This window comes from Neobacillus niacini, assembly GCF_048572935.1.
GTDB lineage: Bacteria > Bacillota > Bacilli > Bacillales > Cytobacillaceae > Neobacillus > Neobacillus niacini.
Window position 1 is genome coordinate 2,946,637 of the sequence record NZ_CP183883.1, and the last position, 23,002, is coordinate 2,969,638.

Annotated in this window: 26 protein-coding genes and 1 pseudogene; 21 read left to right on the plus strand and 6 right to left on the minus strand. The window is 38.1% G+C overall.

The genetic code is table 11. The annotated features are described in order from the left end of the window. Window positions 1–8: 8 nt before the first annotated feature. Together ACN6MT_RS14400 and ACN6MT_RS14405 are read left to right on the plus strand one after the other, a co-directional pair. The gene (locus ACN6MT_RS14400; RefSeq protein ID WP_419956315.1) at window positions 9–515 is read left to right on the plus strand and encodes a divergent PAP2 family protein; all 507 of its coding nucleotides are present in this window, start codon (window positions 9–11) and stop codon (window positions 513–515) included. Window positions 516–530: 15 nt separating this feature from the next. Continuing rightward, on the plus strand, window positions 531–812 hold the full coding sequence (locus tag ACN6MT_RS14405) for a DUF6123 family protein (protein ID WP_218895556.1): 282 nt from the start codon (window positions 531–533) through the stop codon (window positions 810–812). Window positions 813–870: 58 nt separating this feature from the next. Here ACN6MT_RS14405 and ACN6MT_RS14410 read toward each other — a convergent pair whose 3' ends face one another. Then, window positions 871–1,296, minus strand: coding sequence for a reverse transcriptase-like protein (locus ACN6MT_RS14410; protein ID WP_419956316.1), 426 nt, complete (start codon window positions 1,294–1,296; stop codon window positions 871–873). 194 nt (window positions 1,297–1,490) lie between these two features. Between ACN6MT_RS14410 and ACN6MT_RS14415 the strand changes: the two genes are divergently transcribed. Both ACN6MT_RS14415 and ACN6MT_RS14420 read left to right on the plus strand, forming a co-directional pair. Further along, window positions 1,491–2,147 carry a ribonuclease H family protein gene (locus ACN6MT_RS14415; protein WP_419956317.1) on the plus strand — a complete coding sequence of 219 codons (657 nt, stop codon included), beginning with the start codon at window positions 1,491–1,493 and terminating at the stop codon, window positions 2,145–2,147. Window positions 2,148–2,168: 21 nt separating this feature from the next. Beyond that, entirely contained in the window at window positions 2,169–2,354 is a 186-nt protein-coding gene (locus ACN6MT_RS14420; RefSeq protein WP_419956318.1) for a zinc-finger domain-containing protein, read from the plus strand. Between the two features lie 86 nt (window positions 2,355–2,440). Here ACN6MT_RS14420 and cspD read toward each other — a convergent pair whose 3' ends face one another. Further along, complete coding sequence (gene cspD, locus ACN6MT_RS14425; protein ID WP_026563856.1) at window positions 2,441–2,641, minus strand: cold-shock protein CspD; 201 nt, start codon at window positions 2,639–2,641, stop codon at window positions 2,441–2,443. A gap of 270 nt (window positions 2,642–2,911) precedes the next feature. Between cspD and ACN6MT_RS14430 the strand changes: the two genes are divergently transcribed. After that, window positions 2,912–3,193: a hypothetical protein gene (locus tag ACN6MT_RS14430; protein WP_419956319.1), complete on the plus strand. Its 282-nt coding sequence runs from the start codon at window positions 2,912–2,914 to the stop codon at window positions 3,191–3,193. A gap of 55 nt (window positions 3,194–3,248) precedes the next feature. On the opposite strand, the gene ACN6MT_RS14435 is transcribed toward ACN6MT_RS14430, so the two are convergent. Continuing rightward, on the minus strand, window positions 3,249–3,779 hold the full coding sequence (locus ACN6MT_RS14435; RefSeq protein ID WP_419956320.1) for a hypothetical protein: 531 nt from the start codon (window positions 3,777–3,779) through the stop codon (window positions 3,249–3,251). A gap of 74 nt (window positions 3,780–3,853) precedes the next feature. Beyond that, a pseudogene (locus ACN6MT_RS14440) lies at window positions 3,854–4,839 on the minus strand (serine hydrolase domain-containing protein). A 101-nt stretch (window positions 4,840–4,940) separates the two neighbouring features. Between ACN6MT_RS14440 and ACN6MT_RS14445 the strand changes: the two are divergent. Beyond that, window positions 4,941–7,124, plus strand: a complete 2,184-nt coding sequence (locus ACN6MT_RS14445) for a DNA topoisomerase III (protein ID WP_419956321.1) — start codon at window positions 4,941–4,943, stop codon at window positions 7,122–7,124. Between the two features lie 66 nt (window positions 7,125–7,190). Continuing rightward, window positions 7,191–7,613: a transcriptional regulator MntR gene (mntR, locus tag ACN6MT_RS14450; protein WP_034674059.1), complete on the plus strand. Its 423-nt coding sequence runs from the start codon at window positions 7,191–7,193 to the stop codon at window positions 7,611–7,613. A 441-nt stretch (window positions 7,614–8,054) separates the two neighbouring features. Here mntR and ACN6MT_RS14455 read toward each other — a convergent pair whose 3' ends face one another. Next, window positions 8,055–8,270: a DUF3892 domain-containing protein gene (locus ACN6MT_RS14455; RefSeq protein WP_419956322.1), complete on the minus strand. Its 216-nt coding sequence runs from the start codon at window positions 8,268–8,270 to the stop codon at window positions 8,055–8,057. Window positions 8,271–8,393: 123 nt separating this feature from the next. After that, entirely contained in the window at window positions 8,394–9,302 is a 909-nt protein-coding gene (gene metA / locus ACN6MT_RS14460; protein WP_419956323.1) for a homoserine O-acetyltransferase MetA, read from the minus strand. Window positions 9,303–9,498: 196 nt separating this feature from the next. On the opposite strand from metA, the gene ACN6MT_RS14465 reads away from it, so the two are divergent. From ACN6MT_RS14465 to ACN6MT_RS14530, 14 genes are all read left to right on the plus strand, one after another. Beyond that, window positions 9,499–11,181, plus strand: a complete 1,683-nt coding sequence (locus ACN6MT_RS14465) for a formate--tetrahydrofolate ligase (protein WP_419956324.1) — start codon at window positions 9,499–9,501, stop codon at window positions 11,179–11,181. Window positions 11,182–11,199: 18 nt separating this feature from the next. After that, window positions 11,200–11,733: a hypothetical protein gene (locus tag ACN6MT_RS14470; protein ID WP_419956325.1), complete on the plus strand. Its 534-nt coding sequence runs from the start codon at window positions 11,200–11,202 to the stop codon at window positions 11,731–11,733. A gap of 128 nt (window positions 11,734–11,861) precedes the next feature. Next, window positions 11,862–12,710, plus strand: a complete 849-nt coding sequence (locus tag ACN6MT_RS14475; protein ID WP_419956326.1) for a DegV family protein — start codon at window positions 11,862–11,864, stop codon at window positions 12,708–12,710. 60 nt (window positions 12,711–12,770) lie between these two features. Then, the gene (locus ACN6MT_RS14480) at window positions 12,771–12,911 is read left to right on the plus strand and encodes a hypothetical protein (RefSeq protein WP_169803677.1); all 141 of its coding nucleotides are present in this window, start codon (window positions 12,771–12,773) and stop codon (window positions 12,909–12,911) included. Window positions 12,912–12,983: 72 nt separating this feature from the next. Then, window positions 12,984–13,634, plus strand: a complete 651-nt coding sequence (locus tag ACN6MT_RS14485) for an HD domain-containing protein (protein WP_419956327.1) — start codon at window positions 12,984–12,986, stop codon at window positions 13,632–13,634. After that, on the plus strand, window positions 13,631–15,520 hold the full coding sequence (locus ACN6MT_RS14490) for an ABC-F family ATP-binding cassette domain-containing protein (RefSeq protein WP_419956328.1): 1,890 nt from the start codon (window positions 13,631–13,633) through the stop codon (window positions 15,518–15,520). Before ACN6MT_RS14485 ends, ACN6MT_RS14490 begins: the two co-directional genes overlap by 4 nt. A gap of 215 nt (window positions 15,521–15,735) precedes the next feature. After that, window positions 15,736–16,872 (plus strand): conserved virulence factor C family protein, encoded by a 1,137-nt coding sequence (locus ACN6MT_RS14495; RefSeq protein ID WP_419956329.1) that lies wholly within the window; start codon window positions 15,736–15,738, stop codon window positions 16,870–16,872. Between the two features lie 63 nt (window positions 16,873–16,935). Beyond that, on the plus strand, window positions 16,936–17,370 hold the full coding sequence (locus ACN6MT_RS14500; protein ID WP_419956330.1) for a BrxA/BrxB family bacilliredoxin: 435 nt from the start codon (window positions 16,936–16,938) through the stop codon (window positions 17,368–17,370). A gap of 45 nt (window positions 17,371–17,415) precedes the next feature. Beyond that, on the plus strand, window positions 17,416–18,189 hold the full coding sequence (locus tag ACN6MT_RS14505) for a class I SAM-dependent methyltransferase (RefSeq protein ID WP_419956331.1): 774 nt from the start codon (window positions 17,416–17,418) through the stop codon (window positions 18,187–18,189). 128 nt (window positions 18,190–18,317) lie between these two features. Next, a complete protein-coding gene (locus ACN6MT_RS14510; protein WP_034677136.1) occupies window positions 18,318–18,911 on the plus strand; it encodes a YpjP family protein in 594 nt (197 codons plus the stop codon). Window positions 18,912–19,009: 98 nt separating this feature from the next. Continuing rightward, the gene (locus ACN6MT_RS14515; RefSeq protein ID WP_034677134.1) at window positions 19,010–19,591 is read left to right on the plus strand and encodes a TerD family protein; all 582 of its coding nucleotides are present in this window, start codon (window positions 19,010–19,012) and stop codon (window positions 19,589–19,591) included. Window positions 19,592–19,663: 72 nt separating this feature from the next. Next, complete coding sequence (locus ACN6MT_RS14520) at window positions 19,664–20,434, plus strand: TerC family protein (RefSeq protein ID WP_034677132.1); 771 nt, start codon at window positions 19,664–19,666, stop codon at window positions 20,432–20,434. Window positions 20,435–20,510: 76 nt separating this feature from the next. Further along, the gene (locus ACN6MT_RS14525) at window positions 20,511–21,707 is read left to right on the plus strand and encodes an HpcH/HpaI aldolase/citrate lyase family protein (RefSeq protein ID WP_419956332.1); all 1,197 of its coding nucleotides are present in this window, start codon (window positions 20,511–20,513) and stop codon (window positions 21,705–21,707) included. Beyond that, window positions 21,649–22,986 carry a phosphoribosyltransferase family protein gene (locus ACN6MT_RS14530; protein ID WP_419956333.1) on the plus strand — a complete coding sequence of 446 codons (1,338 nt, stop codon included), beginning with the start codon at window positions 21,649–21,651 and terminating at the stop codon, window positions 22,984–22,986. The genes ACN6MT_RS14525 and ACN6MT_RS14530 overlap by 59 nt, the downstream gene beginning before the upstream one ends. The last annotated feature ends 16 nt before the right edge of the window (window positions 22,987–23,002 follow it).

Here is a 23,002-nt window from a genome sequence, read left to right on the forward strand (position 1 = left end):
TGATAAAAATGAACAAAGGTGTTTATTTAGCCCTATCGAGTATTGCTTTAGCACAGGGCTTAAAGATTCCCATTCATTATTATAAGAAGAAAGAATGGCGCCCAGACCTCTTTTTCCAAACGGGTGGAATGCCAAGCTCCCATTCAGCTGGGGTTTCTACACTCACCACCTATATTGCCTTACAACGCGGGCTGCCAACATTTGATTTTGCCTTATCCTTGGTTTACGGTCTGATTGTGATGTATGATGCACAAGGTATTCGACGACAAACAGGTGAACTTACCTTAAAAGTAAATTCCATGCATGATTTAATGGAAAAAGTGGATAAAGAAGAAAGTGTAGAATTTGAACAAGAATCTCCAAAAAAATTGAAGGAAATGTTAGGCCATCAGCCGGAAGAAGTGATCGGCGGTGCACTCCTTGGGGCATTAGTAGGAGTGGGTGGGCATATATGCACAAAAAATAGTAGAAAAATGTCGAATTTTAAGTTAAAATCGGTTAGTAGATGGTTTTAGATTGCTTGGAGAGGGATGGAGAAGCCAGTGCGGACAGTTGATGAGTACTTGCATTACTTGGAAGGGAAAGGTTTCCAATTTCAAGAGGATGCAATCGGTTTTATTTATTTCGGAAAACACTACACGAATGCTTCCGATGAATTGATTAATTCTGCTATAGAGATTACATTAAAAGCACAGAAAACCTTTGATGGCAGCTTTTATGTGTCATTATTAGAAACCCTTGTTTCGAGCAAAATACAAACAAGAAATGCGGCCCTAAAGTTTGTTAAAGAAAGAGAACTAGTGGCAATATAAGCAAAAGCAAAAATCCTCCCGAATAAGGAGGATTTTTGCTTTACCCTTGAAGCTTTTGTCAGCAATCTATTGTATCATTCTCTTCCCTCAAAGTATTTCTTCTGATTGCTTGCCGCGCTAATTCATCGGCTGTTTTGTTTTCAATGCTTGGAATCCACTTCATAAAAAACAAATCAAATTGTTTGGATAGCTGTAAGGCTTGGTCCAGCAGCGGGGCATACAATTTGTTTTTAACAAATTCCTTCTCCACACCTTTATTAACTAATTCTGAATCAGTTCGAAAAGATACAACTGAATGAGAATAACCTTTTTCTAAGCAGATTTCTAAAGCTTTAATAAAAGCATGATATTCTGCTTCATGGTTTGACATTGAGCCAAGCGGGATCGAATATTTTTCTGCTGTCCCATTCCCTTTAATAAATATTCCAGCACCGCTTGGTCCCGGGTTACCAGCACTGGCCCCGTCAATATAAACTTCAATCAAAGCAGACCCTCCAGTTTCATATTAATTGAAAGTTTATCATATTCTAACTCAAAACGCAGGAAATATATTTTTCCTATTTCTACTTTGTTGATATGGGTATGCTAAGATTAGATGGATAAATCACATTGAAGAACAGTGAAATCATAAGAATTATTCTTTTCAACTTCGAAATTTTTAAGGAAAGGTTGAAAAACATGAAGTATAGACTTGAGTGGAATTATAAAACAGGAAAAAATGAAAAAATACAATTTACCTCTGATTGGATTACAACAGAATTGGCAATACAAACTGGGGAGGAACTTGAAAAGCTAGGAAAAGCAAGTGATATTTATTTTTATGATGAAGTTGGTACATCGTGGATTTTAAAAGAACTGAAAAAGCTGGTCACTGAAATTGAAGATGATCCTCATGAAATTACCGTTTATTTTGATGGTGGATTTCAAAAGGAAACCAATACTGCTGGTCTTGGAGTGGTAATATTTTTTAAACAAGGGAAAAAGAAATATCGAATTCGGGCGAACGAAGTATTCGATGAACTGGAAACGAATAATGAAGCAGAATATGCCGCCTTTTATTATGCGTTGACGATTTTAGAGGAATTAGGCGTCCATCATTTGCCTTGTGAATTTAAAGGGGACTCTCAGGTTGTGTTAAAACAGCTTGAGGGAGAGTGGCCATGTTATGAGGATGTACTCAATGCTTGGCTCGATAGGATTGAAGAAAAAATTAAAGCACTTTCACTCACTCCAAAATACACACCGATTCCAAGGAATGACAATAAAGAGGCAGATAAATTGGCGACCCAAGCTTTAGAGGGAAAAGAGATATTTGCAAAGACACAAATCATTTAAGAAACGGGGTGCCGTAGACTCGTGAAAAAATTAAGCAGAAAAGAACTGTTCAGTCATGTTGAATCCTTATTAGGGCAATATTGTGAGGGGTGTTTTGTCCATCAACAGTTCAAAAAGGAAGGCGGCAGAAGGGTCGCCCATCGTTTTTGTATTTCACAATGTACTGTTGGAGAAAAGCTGCAAGAATATGGAAAACAGCTAACATGACTAAATGTCTAGTTCACAGAGACTATTGGCATCTCAATAGAAAAAGGCTGACGGTATACGCCAGCCTTTGGTTTGTTATTAATAGATTAAAGTTTTACTACGTTAGCAGCTTGTGGTCCGCGGTTTCCTTCAACGATTTCGAAAGAAACTTCTTGGCCTTCTTCTAAAGACTTGAAGCCTTCGCCAGTGATCGCGCTGAAGTGTACGAATACATCGTCTCCGCCTTCAACTTCGATAAAACCGAAACCTTTTTCATTGTTGAACCATTTTACTTTACCGTTTTGCATCTACTATTTCCTCCTAAGCCTTTCAGGACACTGTAAAAGTGCCAAAGATAAATATTATCATGACCACAAAGATAATATAAATACTATTCAATTAATGATACATGACGCTTTAAATATACATGAATATTTTTGGACAGTCAAGGAAAGTAAGCGCTTTTTAAACCAATAAATCGTATTATCATGCAATATTCAAAATTAATAAATCTATCTGAACATAAAATTTTATCAGCCTCATATTCTTATAAAAATGGTTGATAAAGGGTGAGGGTAATGTACCGATTTTCTATTGAGGGAGACGAATGGATATTAAGATTCTCGCCGCAAATCTACATTGAAGCTGAAGAAAAACAAGTTGTCTTGACCGCATTGCTTCAAATCGGAAATGATTTATCATCTTATTCACATGGTGACGCCTTCCTTATGTTTACTAAGAAGATAGGTGCGATTGTTTTTGATGTTGAAAGAATTCCATCATTAATTTTAACCGTCTCTAACATTATTCCAGAAGAAAATTGGTATAGGCAGGATTCAAATTTCAAACTAATACAATAGTAATGCAAATAGGTGGTCAGAACTGACCACCTATTTTGTCATGAAAAAGACAAAATTATAGCTTTACGAATTGCCATGCATTTTGTATCGTAAGATTATCCTCATCAAACTCTAGTAATCCATAACCTGGACAAAAAAACTTATTTTTAAATAAATAGGTGCAAGGAAGCTTATCATCACCATCAAAAAACAAAAGTGTGTGTCCATCTAAATAAAAGGTATATACCATCTCTCCTTGTTGGTAATCACCAAAATAGGTTGAAATGGTGTCTATATTGTACATTATTAATGGCTCCGTTATTTTCTTACTTAGTGAACCATTTACCATAAGATTATCATGATGATTTATTAATCCTATTGATACAATTACATCTTCATCTTCATCAATTCCAACAATATGGTCATTTTTCAAGGAGCGTATGGAAAGATTTTTTCCATTATGAATGATACAAGGATTCAGATTATGTTTAATCGTCAGTAAACCAGATTTTGACCTTAAATAGTTTCCGCAGGCTTCTTCAATGATTTGTAAATTGGGTTTACATAATGGTTGTTTATCCGGAATAGGTGAACCAAGTTGCTCCAAGACTTCCTCAACAATCTCCCAGCCAACATTATTATTCGCAACTGTAAAAATGCCGATATTCTGCTCGGGGAATATTACAATAAAGAGCGATAGGTACCAATCCCGCCGCTATGCCACCAATAATTACCCTCATCGTAATCTTTAATCCAACACATCCCGATAGAGCATTCAGGTACCGTGTAGCGATTCGCCTGTATGCAGAAAATCTCTTGAAGTGATTGTTCAGTAAGAATCTCTTCCCTGTTAAATTTTCCGTTAGCTAAATACATTTGTCCAAATTTAGTCATATCTTCTGCATTGGTTATGCAGAAGAATGAACCATGGCAAGCCACGTTTTCAGGAAATGAATGATCCACTTTAAAGGAACCATCTTCTGATTTTTCATGCTGGAGTGCCAAAGGATAGGTCATAGCTTTCAAAGGATCATACATACTTCGGTTCATCTCAAGGGGAGTGAAAATTTCGTCATTCATCAGCCGAGCAAATCTTTTTCCTGCTGCTCTTTCAGCGACATATGCTGCAAGATTAATAGAATGGTTGCCATATGAATACATCGTATTTGGCGGCGCAACAAATGGAAGATGCGGAATCTCTTCTCTTACATATTTTTCAAGAGCATCGTTCTCACGGTTTCCGAATAGGTCACCACCATCAGGCAGTCCAGCAGTATGACTTAGCAACATCGTAAAGTGACAATGTTTGCGGCCCCTGGAAAACTAAGCCGCAGCTCGGGGATATACTCTTTTATTGGACAATCTAAATCTAGTAAACCTTGTTGGACAAGCTTCATGATTAGTGTTGCGGTAAGCGTTTTACTGACTGAACCAATTCGAAATAAGGTTGCAGGAGTAATGTCAACTCCTTGTTCCTCGGTGTTTGTAACACCGTAGCCTTGCTGTAACAGAACCTCTGAATCAGTGAATATTGAAAGTGCAAAACCAGGAGCTTTTTTTAATAGACTTGCGGCTAAACTATTAATCTTTTCAAAATTCAACATAACATTATACCTCTGTTTGTAGTATGTAAAATTTACCAAATGGAGCTTAATTATATAATGCATTTATCTAATGGTCTAGTAATGGATATATTTTTATCCTTTACAAAGAGACAAATGAAGTGGGAAAATGAATGCTGGATGCTTTACCAAAAGGAGCAATCGTAATGAAATTAATTATTGCCGAAAAGCCAGACCAAGGTTCAACATTGGCTTCTATATTTAAAAGTAAAAAACAAAATGGCTTTATTGAGATTTTTCCAAACGAAACATTTACAAATGGAGCGTACGTCACTTGGGCGATTGGGCACTTATGCCAGTTGGTGAACCCAGAAGCTTATGAACCAGGATGGAAAAAATGGTCGTTGGATAACCTGCCAATGATACCCACTCAATTCCAATATGAAGTAACGAAGGATAAAGTAAAACAATTTTCCGTTATCCAAAAGCTTGTAAATAATCCTGCCGTAACAGAAATTATTCATGCAGGCGACGCTGGGCGTGAGGGTGAATTAATCATCCGTAATATTCTTCGCATTACTGGCTGCAGGAAGCCAATGAAACGTCTATGGATTTCATCTTTAACACCTAATTCGATTCGTGAAGGTTTTAAAAAATTATTAGACGAAGATCACACTAGAAATCTATACTTTGAAGCATATACTCGAGCATGTGCAGATTGGGTAGTTGGAATGAATGCCTCAAGACTCTATAGCTTGCTTTTGCAAAAACAAGGCTTTTCTGATGTGTTTTCGGTTGGAAGGGTACAGACCCCTACATTAGCACTCATCGTAAAAAGAGAATTAGAAATTGAAAATTTTAAATCGGAACCATTTTGGGAAGTGATTGCCCATTTTAACATCGATGGTAAGAAATATTCTGGCAAATGGCAGAATGATGGAGAAACACGTGTAAAAACAAAAGAAATGGCGGAGAAGGTTGCGGCGTTTTGCCGAGAAAAGCCAGCAGAAGTTTCAGATGTACAATCGGATAGAAAAGAGTTCCAACCACCTTTACTATATAATCTCTCTGCTCTTCAAGCAGAAGCAAATAAACGCTATAAATTCCCACCGAAAAAAACTTTAGATGTGCTGCAAAAACTTTACCAAAAAGGGAATGTTTCATATCCCCGCTCGGACTCACGATATGTAACGGTAGAAGAAGCGAATACTTTCCCTGATATTCTTACTAAACTAAGTCATATTAAGGGCTATGATCAATACTTCCCACTGCCTATTGAAACACTTGTTGATAACAAGCGGTACGTAAACGAAAAAAAGGTGACAGACCACTATGCGATTATTCCGACTGAACAAATTCCAAATGTAGACCGGCTTGATCCCGATGAAAAGAAACTTTACGACCTCATTGTCACAAGTTTAATAGCAGCACATTATCCAAAAGCCATTGCTGAATATACGACGGTAACGACTTTAGTAGATGGACGGGCAGTTTTTCAATCAAAAGGTAAGGTTCAAATCGAAGAAGGCTGGAGAAAGGTAATCAACCAAAAGGAAAAAGAGGATGAACCTGCTCTTCCACAACTAGCAAAAGGGGAACAAGGCCGAACGGTGAAGGTTGATGTGAAAGAAAGCCAGACCCAGCCGCCAAAACGCTATACCGAAGGTCAGTTAATTACCTTAATGAAAACGGCAGGTAAGCATATCGAAGACAAGGAAATGGAGAAAATCCTGTCAAAAACGGAAGGTTTGGGTACTGAGGCGACAAGAGCTGGTATTATAACCATGTTGAAGGACAGAAAATATATCGATGTAGCCAAGAACCTAGTTTATGCGACAGCTAAAGCTAGAATCCTAATTGAAGCAATTGGACAGGAAATTCTTGCTTCCCCGGAAATGACAGCAAAATGGGAGCAGAAATTAAAAGAAATATCAGAGGGATCCGCTTCTCCCAAGAATTTCATGGAACAAACAAATAAAATGGTTTATCATTTAATTTCTTCTGGAGTTGACCATGCTGCTAATTGGGTGTTTTCAGAAGAGGTGCGCGAAAATTTTACCCCTAGTAAGAAGATGACAAAGGGTAAAGGCGGTACAAAGCTGGGCAAATGTAAAAAATGTGAAGGCTCCATTGTGGATAAAGGCAGCTTTTACGGGTGTTCTAACTATCAAAAAAACCAATGTAATTTCACAATATCTAAAAAAATACTTGGGAAAAACATTACCCAAAAAAATGTTAAACTTCTATTATCTGAAGGGAAAACAGAATTAATTGAAGGTTTTACAAATAAGGATAAAACTTTTAATGCAAAGCTTTATCTGGATGAGCAGGAAAAAAGGGTTAAGTTTTTATTTGAAGAACATAGTCCCAAAACTGTGACAAAGTTATAATTCAACTTGTCACTATTTTTTATCTATAGTAAACTTTTAAGAGAGTAATTTTTTTGGAGGTACGGGATGCCAACACCGAGTATGGAAGATTATATCGAACAAATATATATGTTAATTGAAGAAAAAGGATACGCCAGAGTTTCAGATATTGCAGAGGCGTTATCTGTCCATCCCTCCTCAGTAACAAAAATGGTTCAAAAGCTAGACAAGGATGAATACCTTGTTTATGAAAAATATAGAGGTTTCAGCTTAACTACTAAAGGAAATAAGATTGGAAAGCGTCTTGTATTTAGACATGATTTACTGGAACAGTTTCTAAAAATCATCGGAGTGAAGGATGAAAATATATATCAAGATGTTGAAGGAATCGAGCACCACTTAAGCTGGGATTCGATTGAAAGAATCGTTGATCTTGTTCAGTTTTTTCAAGAAGATGAATCAAGGATAGAAGCATTAAAAGAAATTCAAAAACAAAACGAAGCTGATTAATGCAAAAGCACCTGGTAGAAACCAGGTGCTTTTGCTGTTGTTTTATTCGAGAAGGCTTCCATGAGTCCCATCTCAATAAAGCATATAAAAAAGAGGCTCCATGAAGTCTTCATGAGACCTATTTCAATAAGGAATCTACAGAATAGGGCTCCATGAAAGCTTTATGAGACCTATTTCAATAAGGAATCTACAGAATAGGGCTTCATGAAAGCTTTATGAGACCCATTTCAAAAAGGAAATACAAAAAAGGGCTTCATGAAATCTTCATGTGACCCATTTCAAAAAGGAAATACAAAAAAGGGCTTCATGAAATCTTCATGAGCCCATTTCAAAAAGGAATTACAAAAAAGGGCTTCATGAAATCTTCATGAGACCCATTTCAAAAAGGAATTACAAAAAAATGACTTCATAGGCTACATTTTCAATTTTCCCACTTCTGAATTAAAATAAGTTTGGATAATGGTCAAAGGATTGATCCTGCTGCTCTGGGCTTAGAACAAGGTTCCCATCGTGATCCTCGGCTGCGAGAACGCCTGTTATGTCTCCGTTTGCTGCTTCAATTAACGCTTTTTGATAGGAGATGACCCGACCTCCGGAAGTAACAAAGCTGATAATCTCACCAAAATGGTTTCGATGAATACCTACTACTGTTTCCACAACGTTTCCCCCCTTTGCTCGATATTCTTTCTATAATTTACGATAAATAAACAAAGAGGGAATAATATTTTAACGACAAATTAATAGAAAAGAAGCATCGGACCGTCCCGATGCTTCTTTTTCTTAATCCCAATTAAAAGGTGTTTCTTGATACACATAGTAGTTAAGCCAGTTTGAAAAGAATAAGTGTCCATGGGAACGCCAGCGATTAATAGGCGGTTGTGTTGGATCATTATTTGGAAAGTAGTTTTCTGGCATATGAATTTCCAGCCCTCTGCTAATATCACGATTATATTCCTGTGCTAATGAATCAGATTCATATTCCAAATGCCCTGTAATCATCACGTGTTTTCGATCTCGGGAGGCAATAAGCAGCGCACCCGCTTCCTCGGACGCGGCTAGAAGCGTAAGTTCAGGATTCTCATGAATCTCACCAATCGATACATCTGTATAGCGAGAATGAGGAGCATAAAAATGATCATCAAACCCTCGCAGAAGTAAATCGTTTTGCTCGAAAATCTTATGCTCATAGATTCCCGAACATTTACGAGACAGTTCAAATTTATCAATCCCATAATGATAAAAGAGTGCTGCCTGGGCTCCCCAACAGATATGCAAGGTAGAGGTGACATTGGTTCTCGTCCAGTCCATAATTTCTGTGAGTTCCTGCCAATACTTTACTTGCTCAAACTCCATCAATTCAACTGGCGCTCCTGTAATAATCATCCCATCATACTTTTGATTTTTAACCTCTGAAAAAGTAGTATAAAATTGTTCTAGGTGCTGCTTGCTTGTGTGTGTAGATTCATAGGAATTGGTTTTTAAAAATTTGACGTTTACTTGCAGCGGGCTGTTTCCCAATAGCCTTAATAGCTGCGTTTCTGCCTTTTCTTTTTCAGGCATTAAATTGAGAATTAGAAGTTTTAGTGGACGAATATCCTGGCTGATTGCCCGTTCGTCGTCCATCACAAAAATATTCTCATGTTCGAGTATTTCTCGTGCTGGCAGCAACTTTGGAATGTTAATTGGCATGGTGCACTCCCCCTTTATTTCTAAGTGTTAAGTATATAGTATTTTTCTAATATTTGGTCAATAACATTATAAACATTATCTTAAATTCAGAAAAGAATAAAGTTTTGTGAAAAATATTACACGAAAATAAAAGGAGGATTTGATACAATAAAAGAGGCTATTAATTCTATTTGAATGCGGGGGATCATTTTTGCAAATGAGAACATCAATTAAGTCCGACATTGAAATTGCACAAGAATCGACCATGAAGCCAATTGTTGAAATTGCGAAATCAATTGGTTTAAAGGAAGATGACCTCGAATTATACGGAAAATACAAAGCAAAAATCTCGTATGAAGCGCTTAGAAATATTGAAACAAATGAAAGTGGGAAAATCATACTTGTTACTTCCATCAATCCTACTCCTGCTGGTGAAGGGAAATCAACCGTAACAGTGGGTCTTGGTGATGCCTTTAAACGCATTGGTAAGAAGGCTATGATTGCGATGCGAGAGCCATCATTGGGTCCCACAATGGGAATAAAAGGGGGGGCCACTGGCGGAGGCTATTCACAGGTATTGCCGATGGAAGACATAAATTTACATTTTACTGGGGATTTGCACGCGATAACTACAGCAAATAATGCGCTGGCTGCATTACTCGATAATCATATTCAGCAAGGAAATGAGCTTAAAATCGACCAGCGGCGTATTGTTTGGAAACGTGCAGTTGATTTAAACGATCGTGCACTAAGAAAAGTGATTATCGGTCTTGGGGGTCCTCTGCAAGGAGTTCCTCGTGAAGATGGCTTTGATATTACGGTTGCCTCAGAAATTATGGCCGTTCTATGTTTGGCTTCAGATTTGAAAGATTTAAAATCGCGATTAGCCCGAATGGTTGTAGCCTATAATGATAAAAAGGAACCTGTAACAGTTGGCGATCTTGGGGTTGAAGGAGCACTTACTTTACTGCTTAAGGATGCGGTTAAGCCAAATCTCGTGCAAACAATCGAACATACTCCTGCACTCGTACATGGTGGACCTTTCGCGAATATTGCTCATGGTTGTAATAGTGTGATTGCTACCCGTGCTGCTGCCAAGTTGGCTGATTTTGTCATTACAGAAGGCGGATTTGGTGCTGATTTAGGAGCTGAAAAGTTTTTACATATCAAAGCAAGAAGTGCTGGTATTAAACCAGAAGCAGTTGTAATCGTAGCAACCATCCGGGCATTAAAGATGCATGGCGGGGTAGCAAAGTCGGATTTGGCAAAGGAGAACATTGCTTCCTTAACGTTAGGTTTTGCGAATCTGCAAAAACATATTGAGACTATCAAGGCCTTTGGTTTACCAGTTGTGGTTGCGATTAATAAATTTATCACAGATACAGAACTGGAAGTTCAAACATTGTTAGAATGGTGCAAGCAAGAGGCTGTTCCAGTCGCTTTAACAGAGGTCTGGGAAAAAGGCGGTGCCGGTGGAGTTGAACTTGCAGAAACATTGTTATCCATCATGGAAAAAGAAGAAAATAACTTTCAACCATTATACGAGGTTTCAGATTCCCTTGAATGCAAAGTGAGAACGATTGTTCAAAAGGTATATGGCGGAAAAGACGTAGAATTCTCAGCTAAAGCGCAAAAGCAGCTAGTGGACTTTGAGAGATTCGGTTGGTCTAATTTAGCAATTTGCATGGCAAAATCGCAATACTCCCTGTCAGATGATCCTGCCAAATTAGGCAGGCCAACTAACTTTATCGTCAATGTAAGAGAGTTCAAGCCATCGATCGGTGCTGGATTTATTGTGGCGTTAACCGGAGAGGTTATGACCATGCCAGGATTACCGAAAAAACCTGCGGCGTTGAATATGGATGTGGACGACACTGGCAAGGCATTAGGGCTGTTCTAAAAGACTAGAGGTGAGTGAATGTTTGACCCTACCGCTTTCGATAATATGAAAGTAGTTGTTGAAGGTGCGTTATATGATTTAGATTTATCGGGTGAGATTGTCATTACAGACCGAAATGATATCATAAATATGGCGAAAATGTCCCGCAGCTTCGATATTGACTTTCATAACTCTTCAACTCAACCAGCTATTGTAACAGCTAAATTGGAAATTAAAGCAGAGTTGATTAATCTTGCAGCAGAGTTAATGCCAAACTCATTGGCACAGCAACAGTCTGGATGTACGATAAAGCTGCAATTCTTTTATGACACTATTACCGATGAAGCTCAATTACAGAGAATACGTGAAATTTTCTTTGATATTTGGGGGGGAACAAGACAGTTTAGTCAATCTGTAACGATTACACCTTCAAAATCACTCATTCGGAATTGTATTTCCATTGAATTTGCCAGACTAATCAGCGAGGACCAGTTGGATGATTTAGTGGAAATGGTCGATTTCATGATAAAGACCAATGAACACTTACAATCATACCTTAGGGAAATTTGTTAACCAGCGTGAAACCAGCTATTTATTTAGCTGGTTTTTTGCGTTATAAATATTTACAAGAAAATGATTTCAAGGTACGATTGTTTTAACTAGATATTAGGACCTCATACCAATTTTAGGGGGAGATCACATTGGTTAAAACGGCATGGGTAACAGATAGTACGGCATATTTAGATGAAGAATTAAAAAATCATCCTGACCTGTATACAATACCGTTAACGATATTATTAGATGGTGAGGAATTTGCTGACGGGAATGATTTAACAGCTGCTGAGCTTTTTGCTAGATTAAAGGATCTTAAGTCGCCGCCAAAAACTTCACAGCCAGCAGTAGGTGTTTTCCAGGAATTGTACGAAAAACTTTCCAAGGATTATGACCAAGTTGCAGCAGTTCTGATATCAGGAAAACTCAGTGGTACCGTATCTTCCAGTGAACAGGCGGCAAAGCTGGTTAATATTCCTGTTAAAACCCTTGATTCTCAAATTCTAACTGCACCAATGACCGCTTTATTAAAAAAAGGGATGGAATTGATGGAGGCAGGTAATAGCCTTGAATCTGTCATGGACCAGTTAGAAATACTAAAGACCACAAATGAGACGTATGTTTTAATTGGAAGTCTAGAACAACTTCATCGGAGCGGCAGGATGTCTGGTTTACAGTTCTTCTTAGGCAGCATGCTTAACGTGAAGCCCATCATTTCCATAGAAGAAGGCGCCCTTAACACGAAAGAAAAAGTGAGAAGTGATAAGAAGGCTAAGGAAAGGATTCTTGACTACTTTAAATCCTCTTATGAGAAAAATAAATTTAAAGAAGTATATATTTTATATGGCTTACATCAGGAACAAGCAAATGAATGGAAAGTGGAATTAGAGCGATTATATCCTGAGTTAAACGTTATTACCTGTCCGTTGGGTGCAGTAATTGGTGTTCATGCAGGTGAGAATACTCTTGGTATCAGCTGGCACAATGGCCTGAAATAACTTTATCCCCAAGTGAGCATACTAAAATGGCAGTTCATTTTAGTTAAGGGGGTAATTTTCATGAAGAATAAGAATTTGACACGTGAAGAGATTGAGAAACAAGACCAAAAAAATGATGTAGAATTTGGCGGTGAGTATACAATTGGTAACACGAAGTCACAAAGCCAAAAAAAGAGCGGTCGTCAGGCGAACAAAAAATAACTCCGAGTTATCGGGGTTATTTTTTGTTTGCTTTTCATGTTAAAATAGCAAGGATGAAGGAAGGTGTCTTATATGATGGATCAAATAATAGAACAAACGAAAACGTTTGTCCGCAGTCAATTAGGTGATGATGCAACAGGACATGATTGGTTCCATGTTGACCGTGTCAGACGGACAGCATTACATATCTGCAAACAAGAACAAGCGGGCGACGCATTTGTTATTGAAATGGCGGCACTTTTGCATGATATTCCTGATGAAAAGCTTAATGATAGTGTCCAAGCGGGGAAAAACAAACTGAATTCATTTTTACAAAGTATTGCTTTACCTGATGAGGTACAAGCTGCTATTGTGCAAATTATTGATACAATTTCATATAAAGGTGGAAGTAAAACGGAACTAAAAACCATCGAGGCAAAAATCGTTCAGGATGCGGATCGGTTGGACGCAATTGGTGCGATTGGGATTGCGAGAACATTTGCTTATGGCGGTAAAAAAGGCCAACCCATTTACGATCCCAGCATAAATGTGCGTGAGGAAATGAGTTTGGAAGAATATCGTAAAGGAAAATCAACTAGTATTCATCATTTCTATGAAAAATTACTAAAGTTGAAGGATTTATTGAACACAGATACTGCAAAAGGAATGGCAGAAAGCCGTCATCAAACGATGGTGGACTTTTTAGAACAATTCTATCTAGAATGGGATGGTCAGGACCGATGAAAATGCTAACAGTAGAAAATATTACAAAAACATATGGGGAAAAACAATTATTTAACAACATCTCCATTACCATCGGTGAAAAAGAGAGAGTCGGATTAATTGGCATTAATGGGACAGGAAAATCATCACTCTTAAAAATTATTGCAGGTTTGGATCAGCCGGATGAGGGAAAAATTATCACCGGTAAGGATTACTCGATTGCATTTTTAGACCAACAACCCGAATTAGATTCAGCTAAAACAGTACTAGAACAGGTATTCCATGGCGAAGCACCTATTCTAAGGTTAATGCGCGAATATGAAAAAACACTAATGCTCCTGAATACATCTCCAAATGATACAAAGGTACAAGAGGATTTATTCCAATTACAAAAGCAGATGGACGCTTTAAATGCATGGGATGCAAGTACAAATGCCAAGTCGATCTTAATGAAACTCGGAATTGAGGATTTCACAAAAAAAATCGGTGAGCTATCTGGAGGTCAGAAGAAACGTGTAGCGCTAGCTCAGGTCCTGATTGCTGAGCCTGATTTACTTATTCTGGATGAACCTACGAACCACTTAGACTTTGACTCTGTAAAATGGCTGGAAGAATATCTAAGCCGATATAGCGGCTCCATTCTTCTTGTTACACATGACCGTTACTTTTTAGACCGGGTTGCTAACCGGATGTTTGAGCTTGATGGCGGAAATCTCTATAGCTACAAAGGAAACTATGCTGCATTTTTAGAAGCAAAAGCGATCCGTGAAGAAAATGAGGCTGCGACCTTTGAGAAGAAACAAAACCTGTTTCGACGTGAACTTGAATGGATGAGGCGAGGTGCAAAAGCGAGAACAACTAAGCAGAAGGCAAGAATTCAGCGGTTCGATGAATTGGAAGATAAGCTTTCAGGCGGGAAGCCGACAGGTGAAAAGGTAGATATTACGTTAAATGGCAGCAGGCTTGGGAAGCAGGTATTTGAACTTAAGGATGCGTCTAAGCGTTATGGAGAAAAAACAATCTTAAAACACTTTGATCTGCTAGTAAAACCAGGAGACAGACTTGGGATTATCGGCAGGAACGGGGCAGGTAAGTCAACATTGTTGAACATTCTGGCCAAAAAGCTTCCGCTTGATGACGGTGAATTCATCATGGGTCAAACAGTTAAAATTGCTTATTATACTCAGGAAAGCGAAGATATGGACGAAAACAAGCGGATGATTGAATACATTAAAGAAACCGCTGAAGTGGTGGAAACTTCGGATGGTAAAACATTATCTGCAGCACTTATGCTTGAACGTTTTCTATTCCCGCCTTTTTCTCATGGAACCCCAATACGGAAATTATCTGGAGGAGAAAAGCGTCGGTTATACTTGTTAAAGTTATTAATGACATCACCAAATGTTCTCTTACTGGACGAGCCGACAAATGATCTTGATACGCAGACATTGACGGTGCTCGAAGATTACTTAGAAGAATTTCCCGGCGTGGTAATTACGGTATCCCATGACCGCTATTTCCTAGATAAAGTCGTAGACCAGCTGCTAGTCTTGCGCGGTGAAGGCCTAATTGATTCATTCTATGGGAATTATAGCGAGTATCTTGAAAAAGAATTAGCTGTTGAAGCGAAGAAGACAGCAACTAATAAGCCAGTACCGGTTAAAGCTCCTGAAAAGGAAAAAAAGAAAAGAATGACCTATAAGGAGAAAAAAGAGTGGGAAGAAATAGATGAAGTCATTGCTAAAACAGAAGCTCGATTAGAAGAAGTTGCCGAAGAAATAGGGAACACAGGCAGTGACTTCACAAAAGCCCAGGAATTAATGAAACTAGAATCAGAATTGAACGAGCATCTTGAGTATTTAATCGAAAGATGGGAATATCTAGCTGAACTAGCGGAAAGCGAGTAAAAAAGTGCGTCGATGACGTGCTTTTTTTAAAGGGAAAAATTATATCATCGTTAATTGGGTTATCAACGATAAATAGAATAATTCGGCGAAAAATCAATTTTATCATCGAAAAAAAATATATGACGTTGGTCCCCATCCACAAGACCAATTTCTAGAATGAAATATCACCATTATGTTAAACTTGTAAAGAGAAACTAAAGAATTAGGTGAATTTCGTGAAAATAAAGGGTATTGAACCAACCCCAAGCCCCAATACAATGAAAATTATTTTAGACCAAGAACTGCCAATGGGAAAAAGCCATAATTATAAAAAAGAAACAGCGGCCACTGCACCGGATGTAATCCAAAACATCTTTCAAGTTGAGGGAATCAAAGGTGTTTATCATGTAGCAGATTTCCTAGCGGTTGAACGCAATGCGAAATTCGACTGGAGGGATTTGCTGCCGCAAGTCCGTAAGGCGTTTGGGGAAACAGCTGAGCAATCAAGACAAACCGGTAACCAAGTAAACGAACATTTTGGTGAAATCAAGGTTGAGGTTCAAATGTTTAAGGATATTCCCCTTCAGGTTAAGCTAACAGATGGAACGACAGAAAAACGGTTTGGGATGCCTGAATACTTTCTAAAAGCTAGAGAACGAGCTCAGCTTCCAGACGAAAATTATATTCTGCTTCGCAGGTGGGATGCTCTTGGTGTTCGCTATGGAGATTTTGATCAAATTGGTCAGGAAGTCATAGAAGAATTAATGGCAGCTTATCCTGCAGAGCGGCTCGAGGATTTAGTATCCCAAGCACAAGTAAAGGAATTCGCAGCTAAACCAAAGCCAATACGAGAACGCAAAAAAGTAACACTGGAATCGTTTGAAAATCCGGATTGGCAGATTCGCTATCAATTGCTTGAACAAATGGATGATCCTGAGCTTGAAGATTTACCCGTATTAGAAAAAGCCTTAGCAGATGAAAAGCCATCGATACGCCGACTGGCTACCGTTTATTTAGGGATGATTAAGGACCAAGCGGTATTGCCTTATTTATATCAAGCATTAAAAGATAAGACAGTTACCGTTCGCAGGACTGCTGGTGATTGCTTATCTGACCTTGGATTCCCTGAAGCCAATGAAGAGATGGCGAAAGCACTACAAGACTCAAGCAAATTAGTTCGTTGGCGGGCTGCAATGTTTTTGTATGAAGTAGGTGATGAAACAGTATTGCCGGCATTGAAGGCAGCAGAAAATGACTCTGAATTTGAGGTCAGCATGCAAATCAAGATGGCGGTCGAAAGAATTGAAGGCGGCGAGGCTGCAAAAGGTTCTGTCTGGAAGCAAATGACTGAGGCACGGAAAACAGAAAGTTAATTGGAATTGCACTTTGTAAATTAGATATAGTACACTGCAAATATAGAAAGTGAGGTTTTTATAATGTCAATGGCTTATGAAGAATACATGAGACAAATGGTTTTACCTATGCGTGAGGAGTTAACAAGAACAGGATTTCAAGAACTTACATCCGCTGAAGAAGTTGAAAATTATATGGAAAGTGCAAGTGGCACAACGCTTGTTGTTGTAAACTCAGTTTGCGGTTGTGCAGCTGGACTTGCTCGTCCTGCTGCCACACAAGCAGTATTAACAAGCGAGAAAAAGCCTGATCATCTTGTAACGGTATTTGCTGGACAAGATAAAGAAGCAACAGCAAAAATGCGTGAGTATTTTGAAGGAATTGAGCCTTCATCACCATCAATGGCATTATTAAAGGGAAATAAAGTGGTTCACTTTATTCCACGGTATGATATTGAAGGAATGCCTATGGAATCCATAATGGATAATTTAAAGGCTGCATTTAATGCCAATTGCTAAAAGGATGTCATTCGACGTCCTTTTTTTTGGAGGTTTTTGATTGTTATGTTTGTCACGACGGCAGGACGAACCAATGAGCAAATGATTGAAAAGGCAATAGAAATAGCAGATAAATTAGCAGTGCTATACATACCGCGCAGAAAAAAGTCGATTCAGACGTTACAAATAGAAACAAACAGTGAGTGTATTGTTGCAGGAAAAGAAAGGCTTGAACTATTTTCCTTAGGAGAGGAGCAGCCCTTCTTTTTCCATCCAAATTCAGCGATGTTTCGAATCAAGCGGCTGGCAAACGGTGAACACGACCCCTTTGCTGAAGCAGCACAACTTACCAAGGGAATGACTTTCCTGGATTGTACACTGGGTCTTGCCTCAGATTCGATTGTGGCAAGTTACTTAGTGGGGGATGAAGGGATGGTGACAGGCACTGAGGCTCAAAAGTTTTTGGCATTTTTGGTCAAGGAAGGACTGAAAACCTGGGATTCGGAAATTTTCGATATGAATAGAGCGATGGCTAGTATAAAGGTTATTCACAGTCATGCACTGGACTATTTAAAATCTCTGCCGGATAAATCCGTCGATTGTGTCTATTTTGACCCGATGTTTGATGAGTCTATCATTGAATCAGATGGGATCAGGGCGTTGGGGCATATTGCTCTTTACGATGATTTGAATGAGGAAACAATAGAAGAGGCATTGAGAGTATCAAAAAAGAGAGTCTTGTTAAAAGACCACTTTAAAAGTAAACGATTTGAAAAATTTAGTTTCCACGTATTAAAGAGAAAGACCGCTAAATTTCACTTTGGTTACCTAGAAAAATAAGAATTTCTATCATTCTGTAAGAAATGATTTTTCCAATTTGCCGCCAAAAGAAGTATAATAATTGGTAAGAGTTAAAATATATCGGAAAAATTAACCCAATTCTTCCAGGAACAAAGGGGGAAATATAGATGAATAAATGGATTCGTAAATCGTTTGTAGTACTCGTTTCAATTTTAACATTTGGTCTTATTACTCCTACCCAACTAATAAATAACGTGAATGCTGAGAAACCTACAGAGAGAGATACGATTGAAGCTGCGCTGTTAAGAGGCTATGCTCAGGAAAACAGCTTTTTTGAAACAGAAAAAGTAGTAGATAAGGAAAAATTACTCGAAGAGTTGATCAAGAAAGCCGAGCTGCAATCCTATCAAAAATTTGGTACGAGGATTAAACCTGTAATTGAAAATGAGTTTCGGGAAATCATTATGCCAAATATCGAAAAAGCTTTGCAAGAAACAGCTGCTCAATTCCCAACGGAGGATTTATTAAATTTAGCTATTACAGAGACTCCTGGCAAGGGGCAATCAGAAAAAATCTTTAATATTAAAAATCGTGAAACAAATATGGATGTTCTTCGTTTTCATGTGAGAAGGGACAATCCACCTCAAGCTGGTTACTGGTTTAATTTTCATTACCATACCTATCATGACGGTTTTCAGAGCCATCATGAGCTAGGGTCTATCTATTGGGATAAAAATACCCCGCCAAAATGGATGAGTTAATGATTTGCGAAATAATATTAAAAAATTTTTTTCATTATTGAAACCTTTCCTAGAGAATCTCGTATATAGACTATTACCTAAAATGGAGGAATGAAAAAATGGCAATAAGTTTATCAAAAGGTCAAAAAGTTGATTTAACGAAAACGAATCCTGGGTTAACAAATGTAGTAGTTGGTTTAGGCTGGGATACGAACAAATATGATGGCGGAAATGATTTCGACCTCGATTCATCCGTTTTCTTATTAGGTGAAAATGGCAAGGTTACAAACGAAACAGACTTCGTATTCTACAATAATCCAAAAGGTGCAAATGGTGCAGTTGTACATAATGGGGATAACCGTACTGGTGCAGGTGATGGTGATGATGAACAAGTAAACATCAATCTAACAGCAATACCTGCTAACATTCAACGTGTTACCTTCACAATTACGATCCATGACGCAGCAGCTAGAAACCAAAACTTTGGTCAAGTGTCTAATGCATATGCTCGTATTTTCAATGAATCAACAGGTGAAGAATTGATCCGTTATGATTTAGGTGAAGATTTCTCTATCGAAACAGCAGTTGTTGTCGGCGAATTATATCGTCATAACGGGGAATGGAAGTTTAGCGCAATCGGCAGCGGCTATCAAGGCGGCTTAGCAGCTCTTGCTACAGACTTCGGATTACAAGTAGGATAACATCTAGAATAAAGACCCAGCGTTAGCTGGGTCTTTGAACGAAAACATATACATCCGGGAGGAATTTTTTTAATGTGGGAAGGTATTATTGAAACATATTCATTGTTTTTTGACTGGCAGCATTGGGTGGAGGTTCTTTCAGATCCGGTTAACTGGGGATTAATTGGAACCTTAGTAATTCTTGAAGGGTTACTATCAGCCGATAATGCTCTTGTTCTAGCAGTAATGGTAAAACACTTACCGCCAGAACAGCGTAAAAGAGCACTTTTTTATGGGTTACTAGGTGCTTATATATTCCGTTTTATCGCAATTGGAATAGGGGTATATTTAATTAAATTTACATTGGTTAAAGTTTTAGGAGCTGCTTATCTTGCTTGGTTAGCAATTAAATATTTTATTGATAAACGGAAAGCCAATCAGGCATTAGAATCAGAAGAAGAAGAGCACGGGATTAACCAGAAGGGCTTGCTCATTCGATTATTTGGAACCTTCTGGGGAACTGTTGCTGCAGTAGAATTAATGGATATTGCTTTTTCGGTTGACAGTGTTCTAGCTGCTTTCGGAATTAGTAATGAAGTTTGGGTGCTGTTGCTTGGCGGTATGCTTGGGGTTCTTATGATGCGTGGTGTTGCCGGAGTATTCTTGGCTTTAATCGACCGTATTCCAGAGCTTGAGACATCAGCATATATTTTGATTCTACTAATATCTGCAAAGATGTTTGCCGGTGTCTTCGGAATTCATGTTAGCCATATCACATTCTTTGTTATTTTACTAATTGTATTTGGAGCTACTTTTGTTGTTCATTTCATGAACAAGAAGAAAGAAGTGGGCAAAGAATCATAATTATGGTCGTACGACATAAAATGGGGAGCAGACGAAAGTCAGTCCCCATTCTTTTTTATTAAAGGAGTCATTTAGAATGAAGCATTTTACCTATTTTTATGAAAATGAGCTTGAGGCTTTATTCTTTCAAAAGCCAATGGACTTTAACAAATATAGTGATCGGGAGCTTTTATCCTATGGACTTGGTGCAACTCTATACATGCCGGCAACTCGTCCAAATATTCATCAAGATCTTCTTTCAAAAAAGCATGAAGGTCTAACTTCCCTTGTAATTGACCTAGAAGACGCCGTTGGTGATATGGAGGTTGAAAAAGCGGAAAGGCTGCTTGTTGAGGAACTCCTAAAATTAAAGGGTGAAATCAATAAAAAATATTTGACCATTGACGACCTGCCTCTAGTGTTTATCCGTATTCGGAATATTGAGCAGCTTAAAAGAATCAAGGAACAATTAGGCGATGCTGCCCAGTTGTTAACGGGGGTGGTTTTACCGAAATTTAATGCAGAGTCTGGTGGTGAATTATTAGCAGAGGTGGTTAGAATTCACAAAGACCACAAGCCTTTTTATGCCATGCCTATTCTGGAAAGTGATAAAATAATACATAAAGAAACAAGAATGACTGAATTAATGGCAATAAAAAATCTCCTTGACCGCTATAAGGAAAATATCTTAAATGTTCGAATAGGGGCTACAGATTTTTGTGGATTGTATGGAATTCGCCGAAGTGTGGATACCACTGTTTATGAGATTGCTGTTTTACGAGATTGCATAACAGATATTATAAATGTTTTCCAACGTTCAGAAAGTCCTTATGTGATTTCAGGACCGGTCTGGGAGTATTTCTCATCTAAACCAAGGATGTTAAAACCGCAGCTTAGACAGACTCCTTTTCGCGAACGATATGGGGATGATGGCTTGAAATGGCGGGCTGAATTAATTGACCAGAATATGGATGGTTTAATTAGAGAAGTGTTAATGGATGTCGCTAACGGGCTTACAGGAAAAACTATTATTCATCCAACTCATATTAAAGCAGTGCAAGCACTTAACGTGGTAACATACGAGGAATATATTGACGCCTGTTCAATTGTTAATGCAAATCAAAGGGAAAATGGAGTGAGGAAAAGTAATTTTTCCAATAAAATGAATGAAGTTAAGCCTCATTTGTTTTGGGCGAAAAAGACCATTTTAAAATCAAAGCTTTACGGGGTGCTACATGAAGGATACACAAATATCGACCTTATCAAAAAAGACGTATACGTATACAATTCTTGACAAAATTAATGTTGACATTGAAGTAACGGCTAATCCATATCGGTTAACTCTTGAAGAACTGTTTATAATGGCAGCAAGAATTAATAAAAAACGGTCGTTTTTGTTTGTTAGTAAGGTTCTCGGAAAACATCTACCTGTACAACCGCAAAAAGGTCTTTTAACAGCTGCTTTACTTGCAGCTAGATATGCTGAAAGTATAAAAAAATTGAATTGTCCATTAATAGAGAGTTTGGTCCATTCATTTGGTCAAAAAGAGACAGATTTTCAAAGTGTTTCTTTTATCCCTAAGTTTATAAACCCGGTTGTGATTGGATTTGCAGAGACGGCTACTTCACTTGGACATGCTTTTTTTGATTGCTTTGAAGAAGCGGAGTATTTTCACACAACAAGAGAATCATTAGATAATTTAATACCTTCTATTACCTTTGAAGAAGAGCATTCTCATGCTACCTCACATCGCTGCTATATTCCGATAGACATGATTGATAATCAGCGAGAAATTATTTTAGTGGATGATGAAATGACCACTGGAAAAACGGCAATCAATATTATCCTATCCATCCATTCCCAGTTTCCAAGGAAGGATTATACCGTCGTGTCTATATTAGACTGGCGATCTGAGGAAAACAAACAAAAATTCAAACAACTTGAAAGAACACTTGGGATCCATATAAATGTCGTAAGCTTAATGAGTGGTAAGATTCATGTAAATGAGATTGGAATGCTTCAAGCTTCTGAAAAGAATCCTGGGGCACACATTGGACTAAAAACAGCAATGGAAGTAGTATCATTATCCACATATTTTGAAAAGGAACATGCCGGAACTGACAATAAGATACCCTATATCAAAGAAACTGGCCGCTTTGGGATAAAAAGCATTGCAAACACTGCTCTTAATCAGAAGATAAATAATGCTGCCGTTGAGTTGAGACTACACAGAACAGGATTGAAAACATTATGTTTAGGGACCGGGGAATTCATGTATATCCCGATGAAATTGGCTGCTGCAATGGGTGAAAATGTCTTCTACCAATCTACTACTAGAAGTCCAATATATATTCAAGACATCGATGGGTATGGGGCAAGACACGGTATCAATTTTCCTAATCCTGAGGATCAGGATGTGGCTAATTTTGTTTACAATATTCCTCCCGGTGAATACGATGAATTATTTGTCTTTTTTGAAAGGGAAGTAGAGGCTGAGAAGCTTCATCCATTATTAAAACAAGTGGAAACATTACAGTTAAAGTCGATCAAAATCGTCTTTTTCTCAGGATAATAGGGGTGGTGAAAGA

Coding starts and splice junctions, on each gene's coding strand:
- ACN6MT_RS14405 (WP_218895556.1), top strand. CDS start 531: ATGGAGAAGCCAGTGCGGACAGTTGATGAGTACTTGCATTACTTGGAA.
- ACN6MT_RS14500 (WP_419956330.1), top strand. CDS start 16,936: ATGTCAATGGCTTATGAAGAATACATGAGACAAATGGTTTTACCTATG.
- ACN6MT_RS14505 (WP_419956331.1), top strand. CDS start 17,416: ATGTTTGTCACGACGGCAGGACGAACCAATGAGCAAATGATTGAAAAG.
- ACN6MT_RS14480 (WP_169803677.1), top strand. CDS start 12,771: ATGAAGAATAAGAATTTGACACGTGAAGAGATTGAGAAACAAGACCAA.
- ACN6MT_RS14530 (WP_419956333.1), top strand. CDS start 21,649: ATGAAGGATACACAAATATCGACCTTATCAAAAAAGACGTATACGTAT.
- ACN6MT_RS14470 (WP_419956325.1), top strand. CDS start 11,200: ATGTTTGACCCTACCGCTTTCGATAATATGAAAGTAGTTGTTGAAGGT.
- ACN6MT_RS14485 (WP_419956327.1), top strand. CDS start 12,984: ATGATGGATCAAATAATAGAACAAACGAAAACGTTTGTCCGCAGTCAA.
- ACN6MT_RS14400 (WP_419956315.1), top strand. CDS start 9: ATGAACAAAGGTGTTTATTTAGCCCTATCGAGTATTGCTTTAGCACAG.
- metA (WP_419956323.1), bottom strand. CDS start 9,302: ATGCCAATTAACATTCCAAAGTTGCTGCCAGCACGAGAAATACTCGAA.
- ACN6MT_RS14415 (WP_419956317.1), top strand. CDS start 1,491: ATGAAGTATAGACTTGAGTGGAATTATAAAACAGGAAAAAATGAAAAA.
- ACN6MT_RS14445 (WP_419956321.1), top strand. CDS start 4,941: ATGAAATTAATTATTGCCGAAAAGCCAGACCAAGGTTCAACATTGGCT.
- ACN6MT_RS14525 (WP_419956332.1), top strand. CDS start 20,511: ATGAAGCATTTTACCTATTTTTATGAAAATGAGCTTGAGGCTTTATTC.
- cspD (WP_026563856.1), bottom strand. CDS start 2,641: ATGCAAAACGGTAAAGTAAAATGGTTCAACAATGAAAAAGGTTTCGGT.
- ACN6MT_RS14430 (WP_419956319.1), top strand. CDS start 2,912: ATGTACCGATTTTCTATTGAGGGAGACGAATGGATATTAAGATTCTCG.
- ACN6MT_RS14515 (WP_034677134.1), top strand. CDS start 19,010: ATGGCAATAAGTTTATCAAAAGGTCAAAAAGTTGATTTAACGAAAACG.
- mntR (WP_034674059.1), top strand. CDS start 7,191: ATGCCAACACCGAGTATGGAAGATTATATCGAACAAATATATATGTTA.
- ACN6MT_RS14510 (WP_034677136.1), top strand. CDS start 18,318: ATGAATAAATGGATTCGTAAATCGTTTGTAGTACTCGTTTCAATTTTA.
- ACN6MT_RS14490 (WP_419956328.1), top strand. CDS start 13,631: ATGAAAATGCTAACAGTAGAAAATATTACAAAAACATATGGGGAAAAA.
- ACN6MT_RS14520 (WP_034677132.1), top strand. CDS start 19,664: ATGTGGGAAGGTATTATTGAAACATATTCATTGTTTTTTGACTGGCAG.
- ACN6MT_RS14465 (WP_419956324.1), top strand. CDS start 9,499: ATGAGAACATCAATTAAGTCCGACATTGAAATTGCACAAGAATCGACC.